Source organism: Paracoccus jiaweipingae (genome assembly GCF_044335505.1).
Taxonomy (GTDB): Bacteria; Pseudomonadota; Alphaproteobacteria; order Rhodobacterales; family Rhodobacteraceae; genus Paracoccus.
This window is the reverse complement of record NZ_JBISBS010000001.1, coordinates 483,690-509,761: the sequence shown is the minus strand read 5'-3', so window position 1 is coordinate 509,761 and position 26,072 is coordinate 483,690. Positions and strand designations below refer to the sequence as shown.

Sequence of the window (26,072 nt, the reverse complement as noted above, 5' to 3'; positions counted from 1 at the left end):
TCATGGCCCAAATATCCCGGGGTGAATGGCCCCGCAGGGGCCAGAGGGGCAGCGCCCCTGCACCGCACCCCCCTGTGCCGCGCCCCCCCTGCGCCGCCCCCCTGCGCATAATCGCGGCCGCCTGCGCCCCCGCTCAGCCCTGCGGCGTGGCGGGCAGGCGCAGGCGCACCCGCTTGATGCGGCGGGGGTCGGCCTCCAGCACCTCGAACTCGGCGCCGCTTTCATGGGCGATCACCTCGCCACGCACCGGCACCCGCCCGGCCAGCATAAAGATCAGCCCGCCGATGGTGTCGATTTCCTCTTCCTCTTCATCCGTCAGCGGCAGGCCGGTCTCGGCCTCGACATCGGACAGGGCGGCGCGCGCCTGCACGACCCACTGGCCGGGCTTTTCGGCCTGCAACAGCCCGCCCTCGATCTCGTCATGCTCGTCCTCGATCTCACCGACGACCTGCTCGATCAGGTCCTCGATGGTCACCAGCCCGTCCACGCCGCCATATTCGTCGATCACCAGCGCCATATGGCTGCGCTTTTGCTGCATCTGCTGCAACAACACCCCGATCGGCATCGAGGGCGGCACATACAGCAAGGGCCGCAGCATCGGGCGCAGCATGAATTTGCCCGCCGGGGCGGCACCAAAACCGTGGCGCAGGGCAAGGTCTTTCAGGTGGATCAGCCCCAGCGGGCTGTCCAGCGTGCCGCGAAACACCGGGATGCGGGAAAAGCCGTGTTCGCGGAACATCTCGACCAGATCGGGCAGCTTCACGTCAATGGGGGCGGCGATGATCTCGGCCTTGGGGACGGCCACGTCATCGACCCGCAACCGGCGCAGATTGACCATGCCCGGCACCGCGCCGGACGGGCTGGCGGGCTGTTGCGGGTGGTCTTCAACCTGCGCGTCCGTGTCCTCGCCCGAACCGAAAGCCCCGAACAGGCGCCCCAGAAACCCTTTCGAGGCCGGCAGGTCACGCCCGTCGCCCCCCACCCCATCCGACCAGTCCGCCGGGTCCGAGGCAACGCTGGCCGCCACGCGTCCGGCCTGATCGTCTGAAAGGGGGGCGGGGGTGTCGCGTTGCTCGGCGTTCATTCCTGGATCTCTTGGTAAGGGTCGTTGATGCCCATCTGGCGCAGGATGTCGCGCTCGACGGTTTCCATCCGCTCTGCATCGGGGTCGTTTTCATGGTCGAACCCGGCCAGATGCAGCATGGCGTGAACCAACAGATGGGTGACGTGGTGATCGACCGGCTTGGCCTGCTGCGCGGCCTCGCGCTGGCAGGTGTCAAAGCTGATGGCAATATCGCCCAACATGGCGACCTGCGGCATATCGGGCCAGTCGCCCGGCGCGTGCGGCCGATGCGCGACTGCGGGCCATGACAGCACATTTGTCGGGCGGTCCTTGCCGCGAAACTGCGCGTTCAGCGCCGCGATGCGGGCATCGTCACAGCCCATGATCACGACACAGGGCACCGGGTCCAGCCGCAGAAATCCGCACACCGCCGCCGATGCCGCCAGTGCCAGCGCCTCAAGCCCGGCGCTGTCCCAGCGCGGGTCCTCGATCACCAGATCGACGGGACCGGACGGTTCATCGTCGTCATCATCGAAAAAAGCCGACAGGTCAGGCATTGCCATCCCCATCGCCGGCTGTGGCAGGTGCCGGTGCGACAGCATCCGCAGCCGCGCGGGCGCGGGCGGAACTGCCGGGGTTGCGGCGGGGGGCATACTGGCCCTCGACCGGGCGCGGGTTCTGGACCATGTCGCGGTCATAGGCTTCAATGATGCGGGCCACCAGATGGTGGCGCACCACGTCCGAGGCGGTAAAGTAATTGAACCCCACCCCCTTGATGCCCTTCAGGATACGCTCGGCCTCGACCAGCCCCGATTCTATGCCGCGCGGCAGGTCGATCTGGGTGCGGTCGCCCGTCACCACCATGCGCGAGCCTTCGCCAAGCCGGGTCAGGAACATCTTCATCTGCATGGTGGTGGCGTTTTGCGCCTCGTCCAGCACCACGAAGGCGTTGGACAGGGTGCGCCCGCGCATGAAGGCCAGCGGCGCGATCTCGATCCGCTTTTCCTCGATCAGCTTTGCCATCTGTTTGGCGGGCAGAAAATCGTTCAGCGCGTCGTAAAGCGGCTGCATATAAGGGTCGACTTTTTCCTTCATATCGCCGGGCAGGAACCCCAGCCGTTCCCCGGCCTCGACCGCCGGGCGCGACAGGATGATGCGGTCGACATGGCCGCCGATCAGCATGGTCACACCGACCGCCACCGCCAGATAGGTCTTGCCGGTCCCCGCCGGTCCAATGCCAAAAGCCAGCTCATTGGCAAACAGGCTGCGGACGTAATCCTTCTGCGCCTCGGTCCGGGGTTCGATGGTCTTTTTGCGGGTGCGCAGCTCGATCGGGCCGGCGGCGAACATTTCCAGCTGTTCGGTCGGGGTGGCGGGGGCATCCGCGACCGGCGCGGGGCCCATGCGCAGGGCGGCCTCGACCTCGGGCATCTCGACGCTGCGCCCGCCCTCAAGCCGGGCGTAAAGGCCGCGCAGCACCTGCGCCGCCTCGGCCTGCGCGTCGGGTTCGCCCACAACGGCCAGCAGGTTGCCGCGCCGCAGGACATGCACGCCAAGGGCTTCCTCGATCCGGGCAAGGTGACGGTCATGGGGACCGCACAGGTCGATCAGCAGGCGGTTGTCGGGAAACTCGATCAGAGTTTCGGCAGAGGCGGCGGGGGTCGGCGGGGTGGAACCCAAATTACTCTCCGGTCAAGGTCTTATGCGGATAAATTGGCAATACGGACGGATTCGCACAAGGGCGCAAAGGCAAAATGCCTGATCCTGGGGAAAAGTTTCATGATTCTGTCACAGCATCCCCACGCGGCGGCAGGTCCGCGCCCGCGGCGGCATCCAGAAAGGCCCGCAGTTCAGGGTCATCCGCCCGGTCCATCTGTGCCACCGCGCCCTGCCAGTGCAGCGCGCCGTGATGCAGCATCGCCACCCGGTCGCCAATCGCCCGGACGGAACCGATGTCATGGGTGATGGTGATCGCCGTGGCCCCGGTTTCGGTCACGATCCCCCGGATCAGCCGGTTGATCATCGCAGCGCGTATCGGGTCCAGACCGGTGGTCGGTTCGTCGAAAAAAATCACCTGCGGGTCGGCGGCAATGGCGCGGGCCAGACCGACGCGCTTGGCCATGCCGCCCGACAGTTCCGCCGGCATCAGATCTGCGACATCGGCGGACAGGCCGACACGGGCCAGCTTGTCCAGCGCGATGGCGCGGGCGCGGGCGGCGGGCATCGTCTGCAACAGCCGGAAGGCGACATTGCGCCAGACGCACAGGCTGTCAAACAGCGCCGCGCCCTGAAACAGCATCCCGAAATGCGCCATGAAAGCGGCGCGCGTGGCCCCGGTCAGCGGCTGGCCGCGCCACAGCAGCTGACCGGCATCGGCGCGTTCCAGCCCAAGGATACAACGCAGCAGCACCGATTTCCCGGTCCCCGACTGGCCAATGATGACAAGGCTTTCGCCGCGCGCCACGTCAAGGTCCAGCCGGTCCAGCACCGGCTTGCGGCCAAAGGCGCGCGACAGGCCGCGTATCTGCAATTCAGGGGTCAAAAGAACATCCCCGTCAGCGCAAAATTCGCCGCCAGAATGCCCACCGCCGCCACCACCACGGCCTGCGTCGTGGCCCGGCCCACGCCCGCCGCCCCGCGCCCGGCGCGCATCCCGAACCAACAGCCCGACAGCGCCACGATCAGCCCAAAGGCCACGCCCTTGACCAGCCCCGACAGCACATCCCAGCGTTCCAGATAGGCCCAGGAATTGGACAGATAGGCGGTGGGATTGAACCCCAGGCTTTGCGTGCCGACCAGAAAGCCGCCCAGAATCCCGATCACATCGCCCACCCCGACCAACAGCGGCACCGCCAGCATCGCGGCCCACAGCCGGGGCGCCACCAGCCAGCGCATCGGGTCGGTCGACAGGGTTTCCAGCGCGTCGATCTGTTCGGTGACGCGCATCGTCCCCAGTTCCGCCGCGATGGAACTGGCAACCCGCGCCGCCACCATCAGCCCGCCAAGCACCGGGCCAAGTTCGCGCACCATGCCGATGGCGACGATGGCGGGCACCACATCGGCGGCCTGAAACCGTTCGCCGCCAGAATGGATCTGCAAGGCCAGCGCGGCGCCGGTAAACAGCGCCGTCAGCCCCACCACCGGCAGCGACAGCCAGCCGATATGCAGCAACTGCGCCGCCAGCGCGCGCGGATAGGCCCGCCCGCCAAGCGGCAGCACCCCGGCCAGCCCGCGAGCCGCGAACAGCGTCACCGCACCCCCCCCCGCCACCAGCGCCAGCGTGGCGCGGCCGGTCAGGCGGACAGGGGCCAGCGGGTCAACCCTCACGGCGCATAGCGGCGGGTATAGCGGTGGCCAAGGGCGGTCAGCACCTCGTAACCGATGGTGCCGGCGGCATCGGCCACGCGGTCCACCGGCTGATGCGGCGACAGCAGGTCCAGCGCCGCAGGGATGTCAGCCAGAGCCGTCACATCGACCGTCAGCAGATCCATCGAGACACGCCCGATCACCGGACAGGCCAGATCGCCCGCCATCAGCGACAGGCGCGGTGTCTGGCCGTCACTGGACAACGCCCGCAAAATACCGTCGGCATAGCCCGCCGCGACCGTCGCCACGCGGGTATCGCGCGCCGCCGTCCAGCTGTTGGCATAGCCCACGGTTTCGCCCGCCGCGACCATCCGGGTCTGGATGACCGGCAGCGACAGCGTCACCACCGGGCGGGCATCGGCAAAAGGCAGCCCGCCATACAGGCCAATGCCGGGGCGGGTGACATCGAAATGATAATCCGGTCCCAACAAAACCCCGCCCGTCGCCGCCAGTGAACGCGGCACATCGCAGTCCTTGGTCATGTCGCGAAACGCGGCCAGTTGCCGGGCATTCATCGGGTGGCCGGGGGCATCGGCACAGGCCAGATGCGACATCAGCAGCGACGGCCCGGCACCCAGAATTTCATCGCGCAGGCCCGCCCATTCATCGGGCTCAAACCCCAGCCGGTTCATGCCGGTATCCAGCTGGATGGCAAAGGGGCGGCCCGCACGGGTGGCGCGGTCGCGGAAATATTGCTGCGGGCTGTTCAGCACCGGCACCAGCCCTTCAAGGGGCGCGCCCTCCATATGGCCGGACAGCACGAACACCTGTGCGTCATCCCCGATATGATGGCGAATCGCCTGCCCTTCGGCGGCCAGCGCGACAAAGAAGTGGCGCGCGCCCTGTTCGTAAAGATGGCTGGCCACGCGGGCCGCGCCAAGGCCATAGGAATCGGCCTTGACCACCGCGCCGGCACGGGCAGCGGGGGCAAGACCGGCCAGCGCGCGCCAGTTGGCGGCGATGGCGTCAAGATCAATGGTAAGCACTGCGTCTGTCATGGCGTCTGGATTGGCCCCCGGACGCCACCGCGTCAAGGCCCCAGAACCGGGGCCGCGCCCGACCGGCGGATTTTAGCATGTTTGCATTTTGCAACGTCAGGCCACGCGGTATTTTGCAAATATTCGCATTTTCGCTTTCCGGGCCGCCAGTGTGTGACTATTGTGCGACCATATCACGAATGGGGGGCTGTGATGAAAGACATCCTGAACCAGCTGGAACAACGCCGCGAGGCCGCCCGCCTTGGCGGCGGCGCGCACCGGATCGAGGCGCAACACGCCCGTGGCAAGCTGACCGCACGCGAACGTATCGAATTGCTGCTGGACGAAGGCAGCTTTGAAGAATTCGACATGTTCGTCGCCCATCGCAGCACCGATTTCGGGATGGAGGCCGACCGCCCCGCCGGGGACGGTGTGGTGACCGGATGGGGCACGATCAATGGCCGCATGGTCTATGTCTTCAGCCAGGATTTCACCGTCTTCGGCGGCTCGCTTTCGGAAACCCATGCGCAAAAGATCTGCAAGATCATGGATATGGCGCTGCAAAACGGCGCCCCGGTGATCGGGCTGAACGATTCGGGGGGCGCGCGCATTCAGGAAGGCGTCGCCAGCCTTGCCGGCTATGCCGAGGTGTTCCAGCGCAATGTCATGGCCAGCGGCGTGGTGCCGCAGATCAGCGTGATCATGGGACCATGCGCGGGGGGGGCGGTCTATTCGCCCGCGATGACCGACTTTATCTTCATGGTGCGCGACACGTCCTATATGTTCGTGACCGGCCCGGACGTGGTCAAGACCGTCACCAACGAGGTCGTCACCGCCGAGGAACTGGGCGGCGCCAGCACCCATACCAAAAAATCCAGCGTGGCCGACGGTGCCTTTGACAATGATGTCGAAGCCCTGACCGAGATCCGCCGCCTGTTCGATTTCCTGCCCCTGTCGAACCGCGAAAAGGCCCCGGTGCGGCCCTTTTTCGACGACCCGGCGCGGATCGAGGAAAGTCTGGACACGCTGATCCCGGACAACCCCAACCAGCCCTATGACATGAAAGAGCTGATCGCCAAAATCGCGGATGAGGGCGATTTTTACGAGATCCAGAAGGATTTCGCCGGCAATATCGTCATTGGCTTTATCCGCATCGAAGGCCAGACCGTCGGTGTCGTCGCCAACCAGCCGATGGTGCTGGCCGGGGTGCTGGATATCGACAGTTCGCGCAAGGCGGCCCGCTTTGTGCGCTTTTGCGACGCGTTCGAGATCCCGATCCTGACGCTGGTCGACGTGCCCGGCTTTCTGCCCGGCACCAGCCAGGAATATGGCGGGGTGATCAAACACGGGGCCAAGCTGTTGTTCGCCTATGGCGAGGCGACGGTGCCGAAAGTGACGGTGATTACCCGCAAGGCCTATGGCGGGGCCTATGACGTGATGGCGTCCAAGCATCTGCGCGGCGATTTCAACTATGCCTGGCCGACGGCGGAAATCGCGGTGATGGGGGCCAAGGGCGCGGTCGAGATCCTGTATCGCAAGGAACTGGGTGACGCTGACAAGATCGCCGCCCGCACCAGCGATTACGAGGCGCGCTTTGCCAACCCGTTCGTGGCTGCCGAAAAGGGCTTTATCGACGAGGTGATCCAGCCGCATTCGACCCGCAAGCGGGTGGCGCGGGCACTGGCCAGCCTTCGCACCAAGAAGCTGTCCAACCCGTGGAAGAAACACGACAATATTCCGTTGTGATGCGGTTCTCGCCAAGCCTTGCCATGGCGGCGGGTCTGATGGTGGCGGCACCAGCCGCCGCCGAGGACGTGACCCAGACCGCCCTGCCCGTCCCGTCGGGCATGACGGTCTATTGGCAGGACGTGGTGCATACCGCGCCCGGCACCTATGGGCTGACCTATCGCTTCCGGTTCGTGGCACCGCATCTGGCGGATCTGTTGCCCGCGCCCGCGCAACAGCCGGGCAGCCGGTTAAGCGATGAGGATATGGCCATTCTGGACGACCCGGTGACATGGCAGGTCGGGCTGGCCGATGCCCCGGACGAGGTGACGGTGACCCTGTCACCACAGGCGTCGCCGCTGCCGCTGGCCCGTAACGGGGACGCGGGCGCCGGCGATGCCCTGCCCGCCGATGACACCCCGGACCCTGCACTGATGGCGCTTCAGGATGACATGATCTGGCTGTGCCGCCATTACGCCCTGCCGCGTATTGCCGCCCCGGCGCCGCGTCCGGTGGAGATCGTCATCAGCATTGCCGACCGCCCCACCCTGTTCGGCGCCGTCAACCCCGAGATGGTTCAGGTATTCGAGGCCTATGACCTGCCCGCCGGTCAGGACGCCTGCCTGTGGGAGGCCGCATGACCCGCCTGCCCGTCCGCCCCGCTGGCCCAACCCGCACAGCTTTGGACGCCCGGCGATCGGCGGATGCTTGCTGTGATGCAGCCACGCCACAGCGCGGGCGGCTTGTGATTGCGGCCCCAGACGGTATCTATGGCGGCGGTCGCGGGCAGCGTAAGATGCCTGCGGCGGCGGATATGACATCCGCCCGTCAATCGAGCAGCCGGGGCCATGCCCCGCACAACAGGAGCATCCTCGCATGTCCAAGAAAATCGCCTTCTGCGCCGTTCTGGTCGCCTTCGTCGCCGCCTGCGCACCCAAACAGCCCGAGCCGGTCATGGTTCAGCCGGCCGTCACCCAAGAGCCCGTCTTCCAGGGCAAATACGGCAAGTAATCGCCGCAGGGGGTGTGGGCCGGCAGGTTCCGGCCCGCGCCTTCGCGATGCCGGCCCCTTGATCTTTTACGCCGGCCCCCGCCCCCTGACCATCAGAAAGGGGGCATCATGCTGAAACATCGCGGTTTTCCGGGCCGTTTGCCCAGCAGTGATTTCCAATTCATTATCCGTCGCGCCAACAAGAAGGGCGCCACCAAACTGGTCGCCCGTGAACGGTTTCGCGACCGCGCACCCGCCGACCGCCGCGCAGACGAGGGCTTTCTGGCCGCGCTGATCGCGCATTTCGGTGGCGAACCCTTTGAACGCGGCAATCTGGATGCCGGGCGCCTGTCATGGCTGCTGGGACGCGAGGTCGTGGCGGTGGGACCGCTGGACCCGACCAGCTATGACCAGCTGCTGCGCGTCGACATGGCCCGCGCCGAGGCGAATTTCCCGCAGCTTTTCCAAAAGGACGGGGCGCCTGAATTCGACTGGGACGACGACGATGACGGGTGGGAGGACTGACATGCGCGTCTTTCCGCCGCAAATACGGGGGTTTCAGGCCCTGCAGCTTGCAACTTTTTCACGCTCTTGTCAGTTCCGTGATCGGATGTTTCGTGCCAGACTGGACGGGCATTCAGGATTAACCGCGCCCCAGCGGCGCCAACAAACAGGCAGTGAACCATGCACGTTTCCACCCTTTTCCGCCTTGGCGGCGTTGTCGCCGCTGCTGCCACCCTGTCGGCCTGCGCGCCCGGTGGCCAGCCCTATATGTCCGCTGATGCGCAACGCGCCGCGCTTGGCGCGGTCGGCGGTGCCGTCGCCGCGAAAGCCTTTGACGAAAACATCGTTGCCGGGGCCGCGCTTGGCGCCACCGCCGGCGCGCTGTGCGACGACGCCGGCGTTTGCGCCAGCAGCGGTTACTGACCGATATCAGCCGCGACCGCGCCGCAACCTGGCGGCGGGGTCGCGCGCTGACCGACACCCCCGCCCCCCTGCAAGGCCGCAGGGGGCTTTTGAACAAGGACGTATCCCATGCGTAAAACGCTTGTGCTTTGTGCCGCTTTGGCCGGGCTTGCCGGTGTCGCCGGCTGCACCCAGAACATCCAGCCGACCGATACCGACCGCGCCCTTATCGGTGCGGGCACCGGTGCGGTCATTGCCGACCTTGCCGGCAAGAACGTCCTTGCGGGCGCGGCCATCGGCGGCGCCGCTGGCGCGCTGTGCAACGACGTCGGCGTCTGCCAGTAAGGCTTTCGGCCCGCGCGCCCTGTCGCGCACCCCAGATCTTTTCACGCCGTCCCGGTCGCATACCGGGGCGGCGTTTTTTCATTTCACCCGATAACCGCCACCCAGAAACCCAAGGGACAGCCATGTTCGACAAGATCCTGATCGCCAACCGGGGCGAGATCGCCTGCCGCGTCATCAAGACCGCCCGCAAGATGGGCATCAAGACAGTCGCCGTGTATTCGGATGCCGACCGCAACGCGCTGCATGTGAAAATGGCTGACGAGGCCGTCCATATCGGCCCGCCCCCGGCGAACCAGTCCTATATCGTCATTGACAAGATCATGGACGCCATTCGCCAGACCGGCGCGCAGGCGGTTCACCCCGGTTATGGGTTCCTGTCGGAAAACCGCGCCTTTGCCGAGGCGCTGGAAAAGGAAGGTGTGATCTTTGTCGGCCCGCCCGCCAGGGCGATCGAGGCGATGGGCGACAAGATCACCTCTAAGAAGATCGCGCAAGAGGCCGGCGTCAGCACCGTTCCCGGTTACATGGGCCTGATCGAGGATGCCGACGAGGCCGTCAGGATCAGCCAGCAGATCGGCTATCCGGTGATGATCAAGGCCAGTGCCGGTGGCGGCGGCAAGGGGATGCGCATCGCCTGGAACGACCAGGAGGCCCGCGAAGGCTTTGAATCGTCGCGCAACGAGGCCGCCAACAGCTTTGGCGACGACCGGATCTTCATCGAGAAATTCGTCACCCAGCCCCGCCATATCGAAATTCAGGTGCTGGCCGATCAGCACGGCAACGCGGTTTACCTGCACGAACGCGAATGCTCGATCCAGCGCCGCAACCAGAAGGTCATCGAAGAGGCCCCCAGCCCCTTCCTTGACGAAGCCACCCGCAAGGCGATGGGCGAACAGGCCGTGGCGCTGGCCAAGGCCGTGGGCTATGCCAGTGCCGGGACGGTGGAATTCATCGTCGATGGCGGGCGCAATTTCTATTTTCTGGAAATGAACACCCGCCTTCAGGTGGAACACCCGGTGACCGAGCTGATCACCGGCGTCGACCTTGTCGAACAGATGATCCGCGTCGCCGCCGGTGAAACGCTGCCCTTCGCGCAATCCGACCTGAAAATCAACGGTTGGGCCATCGAAAGCCGCCTTTACGCCGAGGACCCGTATCGCAACTTCCTGCCCTCGATCGGGCGGCTGACCCGCTATGCCCCCCCGGCCGAGGTCGCGGCAGGGCCGATGGTCGACAGCGGCAAATGGCTGAACGACGCGGCGGCGCGGGGTGACACCGCGGTGCGCAATGACACCGGCGTGTATGACGGTGGCGAAATCAGCATGTTCTATGACCCGATGATCGCCAAGCTGTGCACATGGGGTCAGGACCGCGCCGCCGCGCTGGAGACCATGCGCGAGGCGCTGGACGGGTTCGAGGTCGAGGGCATCGGCCATAACCTGCCCTTCCTGTCGGCGGTGATGGATCACCCGAAATTCATCGCCGGTGACATGACCACCGCCTTTATCGCCGAGGAATACCCCGAGGGCTTTGCCGGGGTCGATTTGCCGCGCCCGATGCAGCTGCGCGTCGTGGCCGCCGCCGCCGCGATGTATCGCGTGGCCGAAATCCGCCGCACCCGCATCACCGGGCGGCTGGGGAACCATGAACGCAAGGTCGGCTCGGATTGGGTCGTCACCATCGACAAGGCCGAATTCCCGGTTCGCATTCAGGCCGACCGTGACGGGGCGACCGTCACCGTGGACGGGCAGGATCTGCGCGTCGAATCCGGTTGGGTGCCCGGTCAGTCGCTGGCGCGGCTGCGGGTGGACGGCCAGCCGCTGGTGATGAAGGTGGACAAGATCACCTCGGGCTATCGCCTGCGTCTGCGCGGGGCCGATATGAAGGTCCGCGTCCGCAGCCCCCGCGCCGCCGAACTGGCGCGGCTGATGCCGGAAAAACAGGCGGCTGATACCTCGAAACTGTTGCTGTGCCCGATGCCGGGTCTGGTGGTGAAAATCAACGTGGCCGAGGGCGACGAGGTGCAGGAAGGTCAGGCGCTGGCCACGGTCGAGGCGATGAAGATGGAAAACATCCTGCGCGCCGAAAAGAAAGCCGTGGTCAAAAAGATCAACGCCGCGCCGGGCGAAAGCCTGAAGGTCGATGATGTGATTATCGAGTTCGAATGAGACAGCGCGCGGGCCGCAAGGCCAGCGATTCCCAAGGGGCAGACATGGCCGTTCCAACCTTTCAGATGCTGATGCTTCCGGCCCTGCGCGCCAGCGCCGAAGGGCCGCGCACGGTTTCCGAACTCAGCACGATTATTGCCGATGCTCTGCAACTTTCAACCGAAGACCGCTCCGAGATGATTAGTAGCGGGCGCCAGACCCTACTGACCAACCGCTTGAGTTGGGCGGTTATCTATCTGGCGCGCTCCGGTCTTCTTAATCGCTTACAACGAGGGCTATACGAAGTAACCGACCGCGGCCGCGCGGTGCTGGCCAACCCGCCCGAAATTCTGAACCGGGCGTTCTTGCAGTCTGTCACCGATAAGGCCACGGCAAGGCCGCAAAAGCCTGCGTCGCCCGACGATGCCACCCCGGATGAGACCATCCGTATTGCCCACAGCCAGATCACCGAGGCCCTTGCCGCTGAACTGCTTGAACGCCTGCACAGCGCCCCACCCGCCTTTTTCGAGGCCGCCATTACCGATCTGCTGACCCGCATGGGCTATGGCGAGGGCGACGACACCGCCCGCGCCATCGGCAGATCGGGCGATGACGGGGTGGACGGCGTGGTCAATCTTGATCCGCTTGGCGTCGATCAGGTGTATTTTCAGGCCAAACGCTATGCCCCCGGCAACCCGGTCGGGTCGGGCGCCATGCGCGATTTCTTTGGCGCGCTGGCGATGCAGGACGTGACCAAGGGCATTTTCGTCACCACCTCGCATTTCACGGCATCCGCGCGCGACACGGCGGCGAAGCTGTCAAGGCGTATCGTCATGATCGACGGGGCCGAGCTGGCGCGGCTGATGATCCGCCATTCGGTCGGCTGCCGCGTGGTGGAAAGCTTTCCAGTGTCGAAACTGGACGAGAGTTTCTTTGAATGACCCTGCGCGATGCCATCCTTGACCCCCGCGTCTTTCAGGCCCTGATTGCCGGGGGCTTTGTGGCTGTGGGCTGGGTGGTGAACGGCATGGCTGTGCGGCGGCGCGATGCGCGGCTGCGGGCGGAACGGGTGCGCGATGTTCAGCGCGCGCTGTTTGCGGAAATCCGTGCCCATGTGGCGGCGTTGCGGCGCTATGACCTAGCGGAATATGGCGAACGGATCGCCACCCGGATCGAGGGTGAGCCGGGTTACTTTCCCACCATCCCGACCGAGGCCAATGACGCCATTTTCCGCGCCATTCTGGCCGATATTCACGTCCTGCCGCGCGACACGATCGACCCGCTGGTGCTGTATTACAGCCAGCTGAACGTGATCGGCGCCGCGATTGCGGATCTGCGCGCGCTGGATGTGGACAGGGTCGGCGCCGCGCGGGCCGCCGATATGTATCGCAATTACGTCACCTTCCGGCTGGAGGCGCTGGAGATGGGCCAGACCGCCATGCTGGCGATTGCGGCGAATATGGACGGCACCGGACGCGCGGCGCGGCCAGCCGGGGGCGGGAATGCCGGGGTCAGCGACGCTGGGGAACGCACGGTCGGCAGCGAAAACGCCGGGGGTGTCAGCGCTGCGGAGGTCAAGACCGGGACCGGGACCGGGAATGCCGGGGTCAGTAACCCGGCGGCGGACCCGTCACGCCCAGAATCGGGGACACGCCCATGATGCGCTCGGCCTCGGCAATCATGGCATCACGGGCCGCGCGGGCAGCATCCTGTGCGGGCTTAACCACCGGGCGCAGTGCCGGGCGTTCGCCCTTGCGCGGCGGCTGCGCCGGGACCGGGCGGGATGCGGTGATGTCAGTCATGCGAACCTCCGTCAGGTTCAATATGGCGGCGGCGGGCGCAAATTGCAATCACGGCAACAGGCCGGCGCGGCCGATTTCCTGCCGGCGCAGGGGGAATTTGTCGATGGCGCGGGAAATCTCGCGCACGGACCAGGGGATCGGCTTGCGCTGTTTGACCTGCCCGTCCTTGTCGATCACCACCACCGCAAAACCATTGGGTTTCAGCCGTTTGCGCCAGTCTGACCCCGCCGCCGGGTCGGTATCGGTGATCACCACCACATCGCGCTCCACCAGGGCAAGCGGATTGCGGGTGATCTCGCGCATTTGTTCGGTAAAGGCCGGGTCGTCGGGCGTATCGGCAAAGACCACCACGGGCCGGGCCTGCCAGCGGAAATCCTGTGGGGCGTCAGGCGCGGCGATGATGCGCAAATCATCCTGCGGGGCCAGCGCCCCGACCGGGCGCGACGGGCCGGGCGTGACCTGCGCACTGTCGGGCGCGGTGTCATGGTGCGGCACGGCCACCGGCGGCGGCACCTTGTCGCCGCCCCCCATGGCCAGCCCCTGCCCCGCCAGCGCGGTCACAGCCGCCACGAATATTAACCCATTCAGTTTCATCGGCACCTCGTTTCGTCTTAATATAGGCGCCGGGGCCACCTGCGAAAGGACCGACCATGAGCAATGATCCGAAACCCACCCTGTCCGACTGGCGCAAGCTGGCCGAAAAAGAACTGAAAGGCCGTGACCCCGACAGCCTGAACTGGGACACGCTGGAAGGGATCGAGGTCAAGCCGCTGTATACCGCCGATGACACGCAGGGGCTGGCGCATATGGGCACCCTGCCCGGCATCGCGCCCTTTACCCGCGGCCCGCGCGCGACGATGTATGCCGGGCGGCCATGGACCATCCGCCAATATGCCGGCTTTTCCACCGCCGAGGAATCGAACGCCTTTTACCGCAAGGCGCTGGATGCCGGCCAGCAGGGGGTGTCGGTCGCCTTCGACCTTGCGACGCACCGGGGCTATGACAGCGATCACCCGCGCGTGGTGGGCGATGTCGGCAAGGCGGGCGTTGCCATTGACAGCGTCGAGGACATGAAGATCCTGTTTGACGGCATCCCGCTGGACAAGGTGTCGGTGTCGATGACCATGAACGGCGCGGTGATCCCGATTCTGGCTAATTTCATCGTCACCGGCGAGGAACAGGGCCATGACCGTTCGGTCCTGTCGGGAACCATTCAGAACGACATTCTGAAGGAATTCATGGTCCGCAACACCTATATCTATCCGCCCGAGCCAAGTATGCGGATCATCGCGGATATCATCGAATACACCAGTAACGAGATGCCAAAGTTCAACAGCATCTCGATCTCGGGCTATCACATGCAAGAGGCCGGGGCCAACCTGGTGCAGGAACTGGCCTATACGCTGGCTGACGGGCGCGAATATGTGCGCGCGGCGCTGTCGGCGGGCATGGATGTCGACAAATTCGCCGGGCGACTGTCGTTCTTCTTTGCCATCGGCATGAATTTCTTCATGGAAATCGCCAAGCTGCGGGCGGCGCGGCTGCTGTGGCACCGCATCATGACCGAATTCGACCCGCAAAAACCCGGCAGCCTGATGCTGCGCACCCATTGCCAGACCTCGGGCGTGTCCTTGCAGGAACAGGACCCCTATAACAACGTCATCCGCACCGCCTATGAGGCGATGTCGGCGGCGCTTGGCGGCACCCAGTCGCTGCATACCAACGCCCTGGACGAGGCCATCGCCCTGCCCACCGAATTTTCCGCCCGGATCGCCCGTAACACCCAGCTGATCCTGCAAGAGGAAACCGGCATCACCCATGTCGTCGATCCCCTGGCCGGGTCCTATTACATCGAAAGCCTGACCGCCGAGCTGGCCGAAAAAGCATGGGCGCTGATCAAAGAGGTCGAGGAAATGGGCGGCATGACCAGGGCCGTGGCCTCGGGGATGCCCAAGCTGCGGATCGAGGAAACCGCCGCGCGCCGTCAGGCGATGATCGACCGCGGCGAAGAGGTGATCGTCGGCGTCAACAAATACCGCAAGGATAAAGAGGACCCGATCGACATTCTGGACATCGACAATATGAAGGTGCGCCAGTCCCAGATCGACCGCCTGCAAATGATCCGCGAAAGCCGCGATCAGGCCGCCTGCGACGCCGCACTGGCCGAGGTCGAGCGCCGCGCCCGCGAGGGTGGCAACCTGCTGGAGGCCGCGGTCGAAGCCGCCCGCGCCCGTGCATCTGTTGGGGAAATCAGCATGGCCATGGAAAACGTGTTCGGCCGTCACCGCGCCGAGGTAAAGACGCTGGCCGGTGTCTATGGCGCCGCCTACGAGGGTGACGAGGGCTTTGCCCAGATCCAGCGCGATGTGGAAACCTTTGCCGAACAGGAAGGCCGCCGTCCCCGGATGCTGGTGGTCAAGATGGGTCAGGACGGCCATGACCGGGGCGCCAAGGTCATTGCCACCGCCTTTGCCGATATCGGTTTCGACGTCGATGTTGGCCCGCTGTTCCAGACCCCGGACGAGGCCGCGCAGGATGCCATCGACAACGATGTGCATATCGTCGGCATCAGCAGTCAGGCCGCCGGTCACAAGACGCTTGCGCCGCAACTGATCGCGGAACTGAAGGCACGCGGGGCCGAAGACATCATCGTCATCTGCGGCGGCGTGATCCCGCAGCAGGATTACGACTTTCTGCGCAAGGCAGGCGTCAAGGCGATCTTTGGGCCGGGCACCAACATCCCCGCCGCCGCGCGCGAAATCATGGATCTGGTCCGCGCCGCCCGCAACGGCTGACCCCGCGACCGACAGGGTGACACCCTTTCCACCGGGCCGCCGACGCGGCCCGGTTTTCGGCAGGGCACCGAACACATCCAGATTGTGATGAAAGATATTTTTTCATCGTTTGGTGGAAAAAACGAACCGGTTTTGAAAAACGCCTTGCCCTGCGCCCATGCACCGCATATTCGGCGGATCGCATCCGTTAACTGACAGACAAAATGGTTCATTATGCCCCAGTTCCAGTATGACAATGCGATTCTGGGATCATCCACCACGCTGGCGCGGCCGGATGGGTATGGCGGTTATACTTATATCAATTACCGCAATGTATCGCAGGGCGATCTTTTCCAGTGGAACGGCACCCGCAGCCCGATGACGGTGAACGAGGCCGCAGCAGGTTCCGTGAATTTCAATGGCGACCAGCCATCAGGCGTTGCTGGCAATAACGATGCCAATGTTGACGACTATATCAGTAACAACCATGGCAAATACGGACCCTACGCGCAGACCACGACGCTGTATGGGGCGGAACGTTCCATCATCTATGACTTCAAATTCACTGTCTCGGACGGGCAGAACAGCTATGACATTGCGGTTCTGGATGTCGATCTGAATGACGATTACGCCATTCAGACCAATGAAAACGGCTATTACCTGCTGGTGCTGCCGCAGCCGGATGGCACAATCATCTATCCGCCTGCCGGTCAGTGGCTGACCGCCACCCGCGGCGTTTTCGACAACAGCACCTATGTGCCCCATGCCTCGCTGCAATGCTTTGCCGCGGGCACGCTGATCGACACCCCGAACGGTCCGCTGCGGGTCGAGGATCTGCGCCCCGGCGATGCCGTCACCACGCTGGATCAGGGCGCGCAGCCGCTGGTCTGGACGGGTCGGCGGGCGCTGTCGGCGGCGGAACTGGCGGCAAATCCGAACTGGCAGCCGATCCGCATTCCCGCAGGCGCGCTGGGGGCGGGGCTGCCGCATCGCGACCTGCTGGTCAGCCCGCAGCACCGGGTGATGATCGCCTCGCGCGCGGTGCAGCGGCTGTTCGACCGCCCGCAGGTGCTGGTCGCGGCCACACATCTGCAAGGCGTCAACGGCATTGCCCGGCTGGATACGGGGGCGGTGACCTATCACCACATCATGTGCCGCAGCCACCAGATCGTGCTGTCCGAAGGCGCCCTGACCGAGACCCTTTACGCGGGCAAGATGGCGCTGGCGGGCCTGCCCGCCGACAGCCGGGCCGAGCTGTTATCGCTGTTCCCCGAACTGGCCGACACCGACACCGCGCCGATGGCGCCTGCCCGCGATTTCCTGACCGGGCGTCAGGGGCGCAAGGCCGCCGCCGCGCATCAGCGCAAGGCGCGGCCATTGCTGGAAAGCTGGCTGCGGGGCTGAACGCGGGCGGCCCGGCACGCCACCGGGGCGCGCCGGGACAGCGGCTTATTCGGTCACGATCGGCGCATCCCAGCCCTGCAGGCCAGACCGCTTGAAATCGCCATAGGTGGGGTTGGGCAGCATGATCCAGTCCACCCCGAACCGGTCGGCCTGTTCGCCCACGCGGGCCTTTTGCGGGGCGGCATCGCTGCCCTCGAATTCGGTTTCGAAATCGTGCAGCGTATCCCCCAGCATCAGCACGATGCGATGGTCCTTTTCAACGATGGCGCGGCGATCCCCCTTGGGCGGGCCAAGCAGCAAAACGTGATCGGCGCTGACCTGCGGCAGCCCCAACCCGGTCAGCGTCGCCAGCGTGGCATCCTTGTTTTCGTCATAGCGGTCCGAAATGTAATAGATCGCCACCCCCTTGCTGTCGGCATAATCCAGAAACGCTTTGGCACCGGGGATCAGCGTCGGCTGGCCATTGCGTTCCCAGTCCTTCCAGGTGTCCCAGCCGGTGAAATCGTGGCAGGCCGCGACATCGCGCGCCAGCAGGGCGCTGTTATCCAGAACCGTTTCATCCAGATCCGTGACGATGGCGGGCGTTCCCTCGCCGCCTTTTTCCAGCGCCGCGTCCAGACGCAGCCGCGCCAGCGCATAGGCCTGATGCTGCAACGCCGCCGCCTCGCCCGAGGCCTGCTGCCAGCGGATCGCCATCGCGTATTCCGCCACCTGACAGGACGGGGCATCGGGCACAGATTCGGGCGCGGGCGCGGTTTCGGCCTGAACGGCGGTGGTGGCGGCCAGCAGGGCGGCGGTCAGGGTCACGGCATGTTGCATCGTCAGTCCTTTGCCTGGTCAGATGAGCACAGGCAAACATACCCGACCGGTGGGCTGCAACCCGGTTTACCCCGCCGCGCGGCTTGCCCTTGCGGCGGCGCTGTGCCACGCATGGAACACCCTGCCGCCGCCCGTCACCGGGCCATGACGCGGCCTCACAGACGGACCCGCCATGTCCTTTCCGCGCGCCCCGCACCGCCTGCCCGACGATTTCGCCACCGCGATCGGGCATTGCGTGGCGGGCTTTGGCTATCTGGAAGAGGCGCTGAAACGGGCGATCTATGCCATCAGCCAGCACCATCTGGGGGCCGACCCCAGCGAGGCCGCCCTGCGCCGCTGGGTGCAGCGGATCGAGGATCTGGCCGATGATTCCCTTGGCACCCTGATCGACAGCTTTGCCGCCGCGATGGGAAAAAACCCCGACATGGCCGAGGATCACGAACTGGTCGAGGCCCTGCGTGTGCTGCGCGACGACCGCAACCTGATCTGTCATGCCTCGTGGAAGCCCACCCCGCGCGAGGGCGAATGGCACCCCGATTTCATCAATACCCGCGGCAAGTCCTTTGACGGCACCTTCAGCGTGGCGCAACTGGACGAGGTCAACGCCCGCTGCCTTGGCCTGACCCGCCGCGTCGTCGGCATCATGCGCCGCACCGGGATCGAGGGCGGCTGGGGCGACGAGACCCTGCCACGATAGGTCCCCAACCGAAAGGCCCGACCAATGCGCCCTGCCCGTTCCGACCACCCTGTTTCCGGCCTGATCGACCTGCCGCCGGTCTGGCTGGCCGGGTTTGCCGCGCTGGCCTTCGTGGCGGGGCGGGTGCTGCCGGTGGACAGCACGCTGCAATGGGTGATCGGCTGGCCGGTGATCTTTTCGGCGCTGGTGCTGATGGCGGCCGCTGCGGTCCAGATCGTGATGCGGCACAGCACCCTGCACCCGCATCGGGATGCCCGCGCGCTGGTCACCGGGGGGGCCTATCTGATCTCGCGCAATCCGATCTATCTGGCCGATGCGCTGTTGCTGGCCGGGCTGTGTCTGGTGTTTTCGGCCCCCTATGCCCTGCCGGTGCTGGTGCCGCTGTTCATGCTGGTGCTGACCCGGCGTTTCATCCTGCCCGAAGAGGCGCGTCTGGCCGCCCGCTTTCCGCACGATTACGCCGCCTATCGGGCCGAAACCCGGCGCTGGATCTGACGGCTTTTGCGCCGGGCCGCGTTGCAACGCCGCCCGTGGCAGGCTAACACCGCGCGAAGCAGAAAAAAGAGGCCCCCCATGTCCGCCCCCCTGCGTCTTGGCATTGCCGGTCTTGGCACTGTCGGTATCGGTGTCGTCAAGATCATCCAGCAGCATATGGACCTGCTGTGCGCGCGCGCCGGTCGCCCGGTCGCCATCAGCGCCGTCAGCGCCCGCGACCCGCGCAAGAACCGCGATGCCGACCTGTCGGGCTATCACTGGGAAACCGATGCCCGCGTTCTGGCGGCGCGCGACGACGTCGACCTGTTCGTCGAACTGATCGGCGGGTCGACCGGCATCGCCCGCGAAGCGACCGAGATCGCCCTGCGTGCCGGCAAGGACGTGGTGACCGCCAACAAGGCCCTGCTGGCCGAACATGGGCAGGAACTGGCCCTGCTGGCCGAATCGCTTGGCCGCACCATCCGTTACGAGGCCGCCGTGGCCGGGGGCATTCCGGTCATCAAGGCGATGACCGAATCGCTGGCCGGCAACCGCATCCAGCGGGTGATGGGGGTAATGAACGGCACCTGCAATTACATCCTGACGCGGATGGAATCGGCGGGCCTGCCCTATGAGGCGGTGTTCGAAGAGGCCCGGCAACTGGGCTATCTTGAGGCTGACCCGACGCTGGATGTGGGGGGGATCGACGCCAGCCACAAGCTGGCCATCCTGTCCTCGATCGCCTTTGGCAGCCGCGTCGCCTTTGACGCGGTCGAGATTGAGGGGATCGAGCGCGTCAGCATCGACGATATCCGCCGCGCCGGGGAACTGGGCTATCGCATCAAGCTGTTGGGCGTGGCCCAGATGACCGGGCGCGGGCTGGAACAGCGCATGTCGCCCTGTCTGGTGCCCGCCGACAGCCCCATCGGCCAGTTGCAGGGCGGCACCAATATGGTGGTGATCGAGGGCGACAGCGTCGGTCAGATCGTGCTGCGCGGCGCCGGTGCGGGCGAAGGCCCGACCGCCAGCGCCGTCATGTCCGATATTGTCGATCTGGCCCGCAATGTGCGCCTGCCGGTCTTTGGCCAGCCCGCGACCGCGCTGTCGGCCCCGGTGCCGGCCCGCACCGCCGTGCCTGCGCCCTATTACATGCGCATGGAATTGCTGGACAAACCCGGCGCGCTGGCCAAGGTGGCCACGGTGCTTGGCGATGCCGGGATTTCCATCGACCAGATGCGGCAATATGACAGCGACACCGGTCAGGCGCCGGTGCTGATCGTCACGCATTCCACCACCCCCGAGGCCATCGACCACGCCATCGCCGCCCTGCCCGCCACCGGCGTTCTGGTCGGAGAGCCGGTCGAATTGCGGATCGAGGAACTGTAACCCGCACCGGCCGCGCGGCCGCCGGGTATTTGGGCAACGAAGATGCACAGGCTTGCGCGCCGCCGCGATGTTGCGCAAGCTTGAGGGGACGATCAGGGAGGCCCCGATGCCCGCGTTCTGGACCCAGCCGATTGATATCTACTGCGAGCGGCTGGACCCGTCCTTCTGGGCCGAGCCGGTCAATGCCCTGACCAACCTGTCCTTCATTCTGGCCGCGATCTGGGGCTGGTCCGAGGCGCGGCGGCAGGCCGAGCCGAACCCGCTGATCTGGGGGCTGATCGGGCTGGCCGGGCTGATCGGGCTGGGGTCATTTCTGTTTCACACCTTTGCCAATCGCTGGTCGGAATATGCCGATGTGGTGCCGATCTGGTCCTTTGTGGCGCTGTATGTGTTTGTGGCCATGTCGCGGCTTGGTGGGGTGCGCCCCGGTCGCGTGGTGGCGATGGCGCTGGCGGTTTTGGCGGGGATAACCGTTCTGTATCTGGCAACCATGGGCGGCGGCGGGCCGGATCACGCGCCGGTCGGTCCGGCCACAGACCCGCTGAACGGGTCAGGGCAGTATCTGCCTGCGGTGATTGCCTTTGCGGTTTTCGGCGTGGTGACGTGGCGGCGCCGGCACCCGATGCGGGGCTGGATCGCGGCGGCGGGGGCGGTTTTTCTGGTCTCGCTGATCGCGCGGACGCTGGATATGCGGGTCTGCGCGACGCTGCCGCTGGGGGTGCATTTCATCTGGCATCTGCTGAACGGGCTGATGATCGGCCTGTTGCTGCAAGTGCTGATCCGCAGTCCCCGCGCAGGGTGATGGTTCGGGGGGCCTTTGGCCTCAGCCGCCGGACAGATGGCGCAGCCCGTGGGTGACATCGGCCCGCACCGCCAGCCGCAGCGAAGGCTCATCCCCGGCCCGCAGCGCCGCCAGGATCATCCGGTGATGACGCGGCGGGTCGTTGCGTTTGACGCGCCCGTAAAGCGCCCGCATCGTCGGCCCCAGTTGCAGCCAGATGGTTTCCAGCATCGCCAGCATCGCCGGGGCCTGCGCGCGCAGGTAAAGCGTGCGGTGAAATTCCAGATTGCTGCGGATATAGCCGACCGCGTCATGGCGCTGAACGGCCTCGGCAATGCCGCTGTTGATCGCGGCCAGCCGGTCAATCAGCGCGAAATGCGCCCGTGGCAGGGCGCGCGCCGCCAGTTCGGGTTCGATCAGCGCCCGCAGCGCGGCCAGTTCCTCGATCCGGTCATCGGACAGCGCGGGCGTCGTCACCCGCCCCGAGGCTGACAGCACCAGCGCCCCTTCGGCCACCAGCCTGCGCACAGCCTCGCGCGCGGGCGTCATCGAGGTGCCGTAGTCCTGCGCCAGACCGCGCAGCGTCAGCGCCGCGGAAGGTGCCAGTTCACCCACCAGAATGCGCGCGCGCAGGGCGCGGTACAGGCGCTCATGCGCGGCGGGTTCCGGGGGGCGGCGTTGGCTCATGCTGTTTTGTGATCACAAAAAGGCGCGCCGTCAATCGGCAATGCCATCGCCACGGAACCGCCAGCGCAACAGGTCGGCGCCATGTCGGCGCAGCCAGGCGCGATGCGGCGCGTGGCCCGGCATCAGGGTTTCAACCTGGGACCAGAACGCCGGGGAATGATCCATATGCGCCAGATGCGCGACCTCGTGCGCGGCGACGTAATCCAGCACCGGCGGCGGCGCCATGGCCAGCCGCCACGAAAACATCAGCCGCCCGTCATGGGTGCAACTGCCCCAGCGCGACCGGGTGTCGCGCAGGCTGATCGCCGTCACCCGCCGCCCCAGCCGCAGCGCAAAGCCGTCACAGGCCTGACACAGCCGGTCATGGGCGCGGTGTTTCAGCCATGCCTGCACCAGCGGCCCGGCGGGGCGGCTGGCCGGGACCAGCAGGGCCGCACCCTGCACCCCGACCAGACGCACGGGGGCCGGGGTCACGGTCAGCACCTGCCCCGCCACCGGCAGCTGTGCGCCATGGGCCACCAGCGCCGGTCCCGGCATGGCGGCGACGGTGCGGGCCAGCCAGTCTGCCCTGCTGTCCAGAAAGGCGCGCGCCTGTGCCAGTGTTGCCCGCGCCGGCAGCGACAGCGTCACCGCGCCGTCACTGCGCGAGACCCGCAAAACCATCCGCCGCGCCCGCGCCACGCGCCGCAGCCGCACCCGGATACCGCCATCCAGCGCGATCTGATCCGGGATTGTGACACTGTTGCCCATTGCCGTGTTTGCCTGCCCGAAATGCTTTGACAGCCCCTGCGCGCTGTGGCAGGGGACACCGGATTTACCTGTCTAATGGCGGCTGAAGGAGATTGCCATGCCCAAAGAGGAATGGGGCACGAAACGCCTGTGCCCGCATTGCGCGACGCGCTTTTACGACCTGAACAAAGACCCGATGACCTGCCCCGCCTGTGGCAATGTGTTCACGCTGGAAAGCCTGACCAATGGCCGGTCGCGGTCGCTGGTGACCAACAAGACCGCCCGCGAGGATGACGACCAGTCCGATGTGCTGGATGACGACGATCTGGACGATGCCGGCAGCGACGGCGATCTGGACGATGATCTGCTGGATGATGACGACGATGACGACAATGTCTCGCTGGACGACATCGCGGATGTATCGAACGACGATGACGAATAAAAATTCTGCGCTAACAAATTGAAAAACGGGGCCTTTTGGGCCCCGTTTGATTTTTTGCGACACAAGGATGACGAAACTGCATTTTTCGGGTTGCGCCGCCGCGAAACAGCCCATATACGACGCCACACGCAGACGGTGACACACCGATGCGGACCTCCGGTGGGGCCATAGCTCAGTTGGTAGAGCGCTTGAATGGCATTCAAGAGGTCAGGGGTTCGACTCCCCTTGGCTCCACCAATTCATCCTTTGAATATATTTTTCCTGCGGGCTGAAAGCGCCCTGTTATGGGGCTTCGGCCAGGCGGCACATCGCGGTCGGGCCGTGTGGTCAGGCGGGGGCAACGCCTTTGATCGCGCCGTCCTGAAGGTGATGCGCCAGCGTTTTGTAAGCCAGGGGCTTGATCCGCCATTGCGGTTTGGCGGCCTCGGCCATTTCGACAAACCGCCGGGGCTGGTCGATAGGCAGGTCGATGATCTGGGACGGTTCGGCCAGCCACCATTGAAGGTCGTGCAGGCGCTGCGCGATATCTGGGTCGAATCTGGGCCGGATCACCCGTGCCGGGACCCCGCCCATGATGCTGTAAGGGGGCACATCGCGTGTCACCACCGCCCCTGCCGCGATCACCGCGCCATCGCCGACGTGGATGCCGCCCTTCAGCAGCACATCCTGCCCGATCCAGACATCATGCCCGATCGACACCGGAAATCGCTTGTCCGTATAGGACAGCGCCCTCTGCGGCTGGGGCATGGCCGAGCGCCGGCGGTTCCACGCGGAATAGAATTGCGGGCTGGTCGACACCCAGTGATGCGGATGACTGTCGCCCATCACCCGGACGTTTTCGGCAATCGAACAATATCGTCCGACACGGGTGCAATGAAACAGCGAGTGGGTATAGCTGAAAGCCCCCATGGGCATCAGGTCAAGCGCAGGATGTTCGCCGAACAGTTCAAATTCGGCGTGACATTGCCTGACCGGCTGACCGGTCCTGAGGCCGCGCCACGCCACAAGCCCGCTGCGCAAGGCCGCACCCGCATCGGTGATCACAAACCGGTCCTGCACCATGCCCACCCCTTTTGTCCGGGCGCACAGCTTGCCCGGCAAAACCCGCGCTGTCAAAGCCCGCTGCGAATGCATCGCCTGACATGACACCACCCCCAAGTGAAAAAGACATTGCATTTCATGGGGCTGCGACTTGACACCGGGGGAATACCGTTGCCGGAAAAGCGCTGCGGCAGACGCGTTTACCAGCGCGCGGACGGCCGGGCACGGCAGCGGCAAATACATTCGTCAAGGTCAGGTCAGGGCTGGTACCCGAGGTCGGACTCGAACCGACATGCCTTGCGGCGGCGGATTTTGAATCCGCTGCGTCTACCATTCCGCCACTCGGGCCCTTGGGGTGACATAACCGCAGCGCCGGGGCGCGGCAAGGGAAAGTTGCGCCACCCCCTGCCCGCCCCCTGCCGGCGCGGGCGCGCCTTTGGTCTGGCCTCAGGCGCGGCCCAGTTTTTCCAGACGCGCGGCGCGTAACTGCGCGAAATCGTCCCCGGCGTGATAGCTGGATCGCGTCAGCGGCGTGGCCGAAACCATCAGGAAGCCCTTGCCATAGGCCGATTTTTCGTATCCGGCGAATTCCTCGGGGGGGACGAAACGGTCGACGCGGTGGTGTTTGGGCGTCGGTTGCAGATACTGGCCGATGGTGATGAAATCGACATCCGCCGCGCGCATGTCATCCATCACCTGCAACACGCCCTGCCGGTCCTCGCCAAGGCCGACCATGATGCCGGATTTGGTGAACATCGCCGGGTCCAGTTCCTTGACCTTCTGCAACAGCCGCAGGCTGTGGAAATAGCGCGCGCCGGGACGCACCGTCGGGTAAAGGCCGGGCACGGTTTCCAGATTGTGGTTGAACACGTCGGGCCGGGCCTCGACCACGGTTTCCAGCGCGCCGGGGCTGGCCTTCAGAAAGTCAGGGGTCAGGATCTCGATCGTGCTGTCGGGCGAGCGGTGGCGGATGGCGCGGATGGTCTGGGCGAAATGCTCGGCCCCGCCATCGTCCAGATCGTCGCGGTCGACCGAGGTGATCACGACATGGCGCAGACCCAGCTTTTGCACCGCGTGGGCGACGCGACCGGGTTCGAACACATCCAGCGCGTCAGGCTTGCCGGTGATGACGTTGCAGAAGGAACAGCCACGGGTGCAGACCTCGCCCATGATCATCATGGTGGCGTGGCCCTGCGACCAGCATTCGCCCACATTCGGGCAGCCGGCCTCTTCGCAGACGGTCGACAGGCGGTTGTTGCGCAACAGGTCGCGGGTGTCCTTGTAGCCCTGACTGACCGGGGCCTTGACGCGAATCCAGTCCGGCTTTTTCGGCTGCGCCTGATCGGGCTTATGCGCCTTTTCGGGGTGGCGTGCGGCGGATTTCCGCGCAGGGGTCAGCAGGGGAACGGGCTGATCGGTCATGGGAATGGCGCCTTTGGCTGTGATCCCCCCGATTTAGGCCGTTTGGCCGCACAGTTCAACGCGGCGATGCGTCCGCGGGCGGGTTTGCGGGGCGG

General features: G+C 65.6%; 30 protein-coding genes and 2 tRNA genes. 18 read left to right on the top strand and 14 right to left on the bottom strand.

Translation table 11 applies throughout. From position 1 onward, the window contains the following. Positions 1–133 precede the first annotated feature (133 nt). The 6 genes from ACFXP9_RS02580 to alr all read right to left on the bottom strand — a co-directional run bounded on the left by ACFXP9_RS02580 (position 134) and on the right by alr (position 5,427). Positions 134–1,084 carry a transporter associated domain-containing protein gene (locus tag ACFXP9_RS02580; protein WP_397205542.1) on the bottom strand — a complete coding sequence of 317 codons (951 nt, stop codon included), beginning with the start codon at positions 1,082–1,084 and terminating at the stop codon, positions 134–136. Beyond that, the gene (gene ybeY, locus ACFXP9_RS02575) at positions 1,081–1,620 is read right to left on the bottom strand and encodes an rRNA maturation RNase YbeY (RefSeq protein WP_397205544.1); all 540 of its coding nucleotides are present in this window, start codon (positions 1,618–1,620) and stop codon (positions 1,081–1,083) included. The genes ACFXP9_RS02580 and ybeY overlap by 4 nt, the downstream gene beginning before the upstream one ends. Then, positions 1,613–2,743 carry a PhoH family protein gene (locus ACFXP9_RS02570; protein ID WP_397205546.1) on the bottom strand — a complete coding sequence of 377 codons (1,131 nt, stop codon included), beginning with the start codon at positions 2,741–2,743 and terminating at the stop codon, positions 1,613–1,615. The genes ybeY and ACFXP9_RS02570 overlap by 8 nt, the downstream gene beginning before the upstream one ends. A gap of 97 nt (positions 2,744–2,840) precedes the next feature. Then, positions 2,841–3,605, bottom strand: a complete 765-nt coding sequence (locus tag ACFXP9_RS02565) for an ABC transporter ATP-binding protein (RefSeq protein WP_397205548.1) — start codon at positions 3,603–3,605, stop codon at positions 2,841–2,843. Next, positions 3,602–4,375 carry an MlaE family ABC transporter permease gene (locus ACFXP9_RS02560; RefSeq protein WP_397205793.1) on the bottom strand — a complete coding sequence of 258 codons (774 nt, stop codon included), beginning with the start codon at positions 4,373–4,375 and terminating at the stop codon, positions 3,602–3,604. Before ACFXP9_RS02560 ends, ACFXP9_RS02565 begins: the two co-directional genes overlap by 4 nt. Before the next feature lie 11 nt (positions 4,376–4,386). Then, positions 4,387–5,427 (bottom strand): alanine racemase, encoded by a 1,041-nt coding sequence (alr, locus tag ACFXP9_RS02555; RefSeq protein WP_397205549.1) that lies wholly within the window; start codon positions 5,425–5,427, stop codon positions 4,387–4,389. 192 nt (positions 5,428–5,619) lie between these two features. On the opposite strand from alr, the gene ACFXP9_RS02550 reads away from it, so the two are divergent. From ACFXP9_RS02550 to ACFXP9_RS02510, 9 genes are all read left to right on the top strand, one after another. Then, positions 5,620–7,152 (top strand): acyl-CoA carboxylase subunit beta, encoded by a 1,533-nt coding sequence (locus tag ACFXP9_RS02550; protein ID WP_397205550.1) that lies wholly within the window; start codon positions 5,620–5,622, stop codon positions 7,150–7,152. Continuing rightward, the gene (locus ACFXP9_RS02545) at positions 7,152–7,772 is read left to right on the top strand and encodes a DUF6497 family protein (protein WP_397209956.1); all 621 of its coding nucleotides are present in this window, start codon (positions 7,152–7,154) and stop codon (positions 7,770–7,772) included. The genes ACFXP9_RS02550 and ACFXP9_RS02545 overlap by 1 nt, the downstream gene beginning before the upstream one ends. Positions 7,773–8,007: 235 nt before the next feature. Beyond that, positions 8,008–8,142, top strand: coding sequence for a hypothetical protein (locus ACFXP9_RS02540; RefSeq protein ID WP_397205553.1), 135 nt, complete (start codon positions 8,008–8,010; stop codon positions 8,140–8,142). 108 nt (positions 8,143–8,250) lie between these two features. Further along, positions 8,251–8,646: a hypothetical protein gene (locus tag ACFXP9_RS02535; RefSeq protein WP_397205555.1), complete on the top strand. Its 396-nt coding sequence runs from the start codon at positions 8,251–8,253 to the stop codon at positions 8,644–8,646. Positions 8,647–8,805: 159 nt separating this feature from the next. Continuing rightward, positions 8,806–9,048, top strand: coding sequence for a hypothetical protein (locus ACFXP9_RS02530; protein ID WP_397205556.1), 243 nt, complete (start codon positions 8,806–8,808; stop codon positions 9,046–9,048). A gap of 108 nt (positions 9,049–9,156) precedes the next feature. Next, positions 9,157–9,372 carry a hypothetical protein gene (locus tag ACFXP9_RS02525; protein ID WP_397205558.1) on the top strand — a complete coding sequence of 72 codons (216 nt, stop codon included), beginning with the start codon at positions 9,157–9,159 and terminating at the stop codon, positions 9,370–9,372. Between the two features lie 122 nt (positions 9,373–9,494). Continuing rightward, complete coding sequence (locus ACFXP9_RS02520; RefSeq protein ID WP_397205559.1) at positions 9,495–11,540, top strand: acetyl-CoA carboxylase biotin carboxylase subunit; 2,046 nt, start codon at positions 9,495–9,497, stop codon at positions 11,538–11,540. Positions 11,541–11,584: 44 nt separating this feature from the next. Further along, complete coding sequence (locus ACFXP9_RS02515) at positions 11,585–12,460, top strand: restriction endonuclease (protein WP_397205561.1); 876 nt, start codon at positions 11,585–11,587, stop codon at positions 12,458–12,460. After that, a complete protein-coding gene (locus ACFXP9_RS02510; RefSeq protein WP_397205563.1) occupies positions 12,457–13,179 on the top strand; it encodes a hypothetical protein in 723 nt (240 codons plus the stop codon). The genes ACFXP9_RS02515 and ACFXP9_RS02510 overlap by 4 nt, the downstream gene beginning before the upstream one ends. Here ACFXP9_RS02510 and ACFXP9_RS02505 read toward each other — a convergent pair. Both ACFXP9_RS02505 and ACFXP9_RS02500 read right to left on the bottom strand, forming a co-directional pair. Next, complete coding sequence (locus tag ACFXP9_RS02505) at positions 13,127–13,321, bottom strand: hypothetical protein (RefSeq protein ID WP_397205565.1); 195 nt, start codon at positions 13,319–13,321, stop codon at positions 13,127–13,129. The genes ACFXP9_RS02510 and ACFXP9_RS02505 overlap by 53 nt on opposite strands. A 48-nt stretch (positions 13,322–13,369) precedes the next feature. Then, positions 13,370–13,915 carry a DUF4174 domain-containing protein gene (locus ACFXP9_RS02500; protein ID WP_397205567.1) on the bottom strand — a complete coding sequence of 182 codons (546 nt, stop codon included), beginning with the start codon at positions 13,913–13,915 and terminating at the stop codon, positions 13,370–13,372. Between the two features lie 56 nt (positions 13,916–13,971). On the opposite strand from ACFXP9_RS02500, the gene scpA reads away from it, so the two are divergent. Together scpA and ACFXP9_RS02490 are read left to right on the top strand one after the other, a co-directional pair. Beyond that, positions 13,972–16,116 (top strand): methylmalonyl-CoA mutase, encoded by a 2,145-nt coding sequence (scpA, locus tag ACFXP9_RS02495; RefSeq protein WP_397205569.1) that lies wholly within the window; start codon positions 13,972–13,974, stop codon positions 16,114–16,116. Positions 16,117–16,329: 213 nt separating this feature from the next. Continuing rightward, the gene (locus tag ACFXP9_RS02490) at positions 16,330–17,499 is read left to right on the top strand and encodes a Hint domain-containing protein (protein ID WP_397205571.1); all 1,170 of its coding nucleotides are present in this window, start codon (positions 16,330–16,332) and stop codon (positions 17,497–17,499) included. Between the two features lie 45 nt (positions 17,500–17,544). Here the strand turns inward: ACFXP9_RS02490 and ACFXP9_RS02485 are convergent, their stop codons facing one another. Continuing rightward, positions 17,545–18,318, bottom strand: a complete 774-nt coding sequence (locus tag ACFXP9_RS02485) for a 5'-nucleotidase, lipoprotein e(P4) family (RefSeq protein WP_397205573.1) — start codon at positions 18,316–18,318, stop codon at positions 17,545–17,547. A 22-nt stretch (positions 18,319–18,340) separates the two neighbouring features. Here ACFXP9_RS02485 and ACFXP9_RS02480 point away from each other — a divergent pair, with 22 nt between their 5' ends. From ACFXP9_RS02480 to ACFXP9_RS02460, 5 genes are all read left to right on the top strand, one after another. Beyond that, positions 18,341–18,466 carry a hypothetical protein gene (locus ACFXP9_RS02480; RefSeq protein ID WP_397205575.1) on the top strand — a complete coding sequence of 42 codons (126 nt, stop codon included), beginning with the start codon at positions 18,341–18,343 and terminating at the stop codon, positions 18,464–18,466. A gap of 24 nt (positions 18,467–18,490) precedes the next feature. Further along, positions 18,491–19,015 carry a hypothetical protein gene (locus ACFXP9_RS02475; protein ID WP_397205577.1) on the top strand — a complete coding sequence of 175 codons (525 nt, stop codon included), beginning with the start codon at positions 18,491–18,493 and terminating at the stop codon, positions 19,013–19,015. 24 nt (positions 19,016–19,039) lie between these two features. Then, a complete protein-coding gene (locus ACFXP9_RS02470; RefSeq protein WP_397205579.1) occupies positions 19,040–19,510 on the top strand; it encodes a methyltransferase family protein in 471 nt (156 codons plus the stop codon). A 78-nt stretch (positions 19,511–19,588) separates the two neighbouring features. Then, positions 19,589–20,875: a homoserine dehydrogenase gene (locus tag ACFXP9_RS02465; RefSeq protein WP_397205581.1), complete on the top strand. Its 1,287-nt coding sequence runs from the start codon at positions 19,589–19,591 to the stop codon at positions 20,873–20,875. A 106-nt stretch (positions 20,876–20,981) separates the two neighbouring features. Beyond that, entirely contained in the window at positions 20,982–21,677 is a 696-nt protein-coding gene (locus ACFXP9_RS02460; protein WP_397205583.1) for a ceramidase domain-containing protein, read from the top strand. 21 nt (positions 21,678–21,698) lie between these two features. On the opposite strand, the gene ACFXP9_RS02455 is transcribed toward ACFXP9_RS02460, so the two are convergent. After that, complete coding sequence (locus ACFXP9_RS02455) at positions 21,699–22,343, bottom strand: GntR family transcriptional regulator (protein WP_397205585.1); 645 nt, start codon at positions 22,341–22,343, stop codon at positions 21,699–21,701. A 30-nt stretch (positions 22,344–22,373) separates the two neighbouring features. Then, complete coding sequence (locus ACFXP9_RS02450) at positions 22,374–23,093, bottom strand: M48 family metallopeptidase (RefSeq protein ID WP_397205587.1); 720 nt, start codon at positions 23,091–23,093, stop codon at positions 22,374–22,376. Positions 23,094–23,190: 97 nt separating this feature from the next. On the opposite strand from ACFXP9_RS02450, the gene ACFXP9_RS02445 reads away from it, so the two are divergent. Further along, positions 23,191–23,514: an FYDLN acid domain-containing protein gene (locus ACFXP9_RS02445; protein WP_397205589.1), complete on the top strand. Its 324-nt coding sequence runs from the start codon at positions 23,191–23,193 to the stop codon at positions 23,512–23,514. A 161-nt stretch (positions 23,515–23,675) separates the two neighbouring features. Next, positions 23,676–23,751 (top strand) — tRNA-Ala (locus ACFXP9_RS02440). Positions 23,752–23,841: 90 nt separating this feature from the next. Here the strand turns inward: ACFXP9_RS02440 and ACFXP9_RS02435 are convergent. The 3 genes from ACFXP9_RS02435 to lipA form a co-directional block, all read right to left on the bottom strand. Beyond that, positions 23,842–24,576 carry a CatB-related O-acetyltransferase gene (locus ACFXP9_RS02435; RefSeq protein WP_397205591.1) on the bottom strand — a complete coding sequence of 245 codons (735 nt, stop codon included), beginning with the start codon at positions 24,574–24,576 and terminating at the stop codon, positions 23,842–23,844. 243 nt (positions 24,577–24,819) lie between these two features. Then, positions 24,820–24,903, bottom strand: a tRNA-Leu gene (locus ACFXP9_RS02430). 99 nt (positions 24,904–25,002) lie between these two features. Next, complete coding sequence (lipA, locus tag ACFXP9_RS02425; protein WP_397205593.1) at positions 25,003–25,977, bottom strand: lipoyl synthase; 975 nt, start codon at positions 25,975–25,977, stop codon at positions 25,003–25,005. Positions 25,978–26,072 lie beyond the last annotated feature (95 nt).

Excerpts from the sequence above, each read along its gene's own strand:
- ACFXP9_RS02580 (WP_397205542.1), bottom strand. The coding sequence starts at position 1,084 with ATGAACGCCGAGCAACGCGACACCCCCGCCCCCCTTTCAGACGATCAG.
- ybeY (WP_397205544.1), bottom strand. The coding sequence starts at position 1,620 with ATGCCTGACCTGTCGGCTTTTTTCGATGATGACGACGATGAACCGTCC.
- alr (WP_397205549.1), bottom strand. The coding sequence starts at position 5,427 with ATGACAGACGCAGTGCTTACCATTGATCTTGACGCCATCGCCGCCAAC.
- ACFXP9_RS02550 (WP_397205550.1), top strand. The coding sequence starts at position 5,620 with ATGAAAGACATCCTGAACCAGCTGGAACAACGCCGCGAGGCCGCCCGC.
- ACFXP9_RS02545 (WP_397209956.1), top strand. The coding sequence starts at position 7,152 with ATGCGGTTCTCGCCAAGCCTTGCCATGGCGGCGGGTCTGATGGTGGCG.
- ACFXP9_RS02540 (WP_397205553.1), top strand. The coding sequence starts at position 8,008 with ATGTCCAAGAAAATCGCCTTCTGCGCCGTTCTGGTCGCCTTCGTCGCC.
- ACFXP9_RS02535 (WP_397205555.1), top strand. The coding sequence starts at position 8,251 with ATGCTGAAACATCGCGGTTTTCCGGGCCGTTTGCCCAGCAGTGATTTC.
- ACFXP9_RS02530 (WP_397205556.1), top strand. The coding sequence starts at position 8,806 with ATGCACGTTTCCACCCTTTTCCGCCTTGGCGGCGTTGTCGCCGCTGCT.
- ACFXP9_RS02525 (WP_397205558.1), top strand. The coding sequence starts at position 9,157 with ATGCGTAAAACGCTTGTGCTTTGTGCCGCTTTGGCCGGGCTTGCCGGT.
- ACFXP9_RS02520 (WP_397205559.1), top strand. The coding sequence starts at position 9,495 with ATGTTCGACAAGATCCTGATCGCCAACCGGGGCGAGATCGCCTGCCGC.
- ACFXP9_RS02515 (WP_397205561.1), top strand. The coding sequence starts at position 11,585 with ATGGCCGTTCCAACCTTTCAGATGCTGATGCTTCCGGCCCTGCGCGCC.
- ACFXP9_RS02510 (WP_397205563.1), top strand. The coding sequence starts at position 12,457 with ATGACCCTGCGCGATGCCATCCTTGACCCCCGCGTCTTTCAGGCCCTG.
- ACFXP9_RS02505 (WP_397205565.1), bottom strand. The coding sequence starts at position 13,321 with ATGACTGACATCACCGCATCCCGCCCGGTCCCGGCGCAGCCGCCGCGC.
- ACFXP9_RS02500 (WP_397205567.1), bottom strand. The coding sequence starts at position 13,915 with ATGAAACTGAATGGGTTAATATTCGTGGCGGCTGTGACCGCGCTGGCG.
- scpA (WP_397205569.1), top strand. The coding sequence starts at position 13,972 with ATGAGCAATGATCCGAAACCCACCCTGTCCGACTGGCGCAAGCTGGCC.
- ACFXP9_RS02490 (WP_397205571.1), top strand. The coding sequence starts at position 16,330 with ATGCCCCAGTTCCAGTATGACAATGCGATTCTGGGATCATCCACCACG.
- ACFXP9_RS02485 (WP_397205573.1), bottom strand. The coding sequence starts at position 18,318 with ATGCAACATGCCGTGACCCTGACCGCCGCCCTGCTGGCCGCCACCACC.
- ACFXP9_RS02480 (WP_397205575.1), top strand. The coding sequence starts at position 18,341 with ATGAGCACAGGCAAACATACCCGACCGGTGGGCTGCAACCCGGTTTAC.
- ACFXP9_RS02475 (WP_397205577.1), top strand. The coding sequence starts at position 18,491 with ATGTCCTTTCCGCGCGCCCCGCACCGCCTGCCCGACGATTTCGCCACC.
- ACFXP9_RS02470 (WP_397205579.1), top strand. The coding sequence starts at position 19,040 with ATGCGCCCTGCCCGTTCCGACCACCCTGTTTCCGGCCTGATCGACCTG.
- ACFXP9_RS02465 (WP_397205581.1), top strand. The coding sequence starts at position 19,589 with ATGTCCGCCCCCCTGCGTCTTGGCATTGCCGGTCTTGGCACTGTCGGT.
- ACFXP9_RS02460 (WP_397205583.1), top strand. The coding sequence starts at position 20,982 with ATGCCCGCGTTCTGGACCCAGCCGATTGATATCTACTGCGAGCGGCTG.
- ACFXP9_RS02455 (WP_397205585.1), bottom strand. The coding sequence starts at position 22,343 with ATGAGCCAACGCCGCCCCCCGGAACCCGCCGCGCATGAGCGCCTGTAC.
- ACFXP9_RS02450 (WP_397205587.1), bottom strand. The coding sequence starts at position 23,093 with ATGGGCAACAGTGTCACAATCCCGGATCAGATCGCGCTGGATGGCGGT.
- ACFXP9_RS02445 (WP_397205589.1), top strand. The coding sequence starts at position 23,191 with ATGCCCAAAGAGGAATGGGGCACGAAACGCCTGTGCCCGCATTGCGCG.
- ACFXP9_RS02435 (WP_397205591.1), bottom strand. The coding sequence starts at position 24,576 with ATGGTGCAGGACCGGTTTGTGATCACCGATGCGGGTGCGGCCTTGCGC.
- lipA (WP_397205593.1), bottom strand. The coding sequence starts at position 25,977 with ATGACCGATCAGCCCGTTCCCCTGCTGACCCCTGCGCGGAAATCCGCC.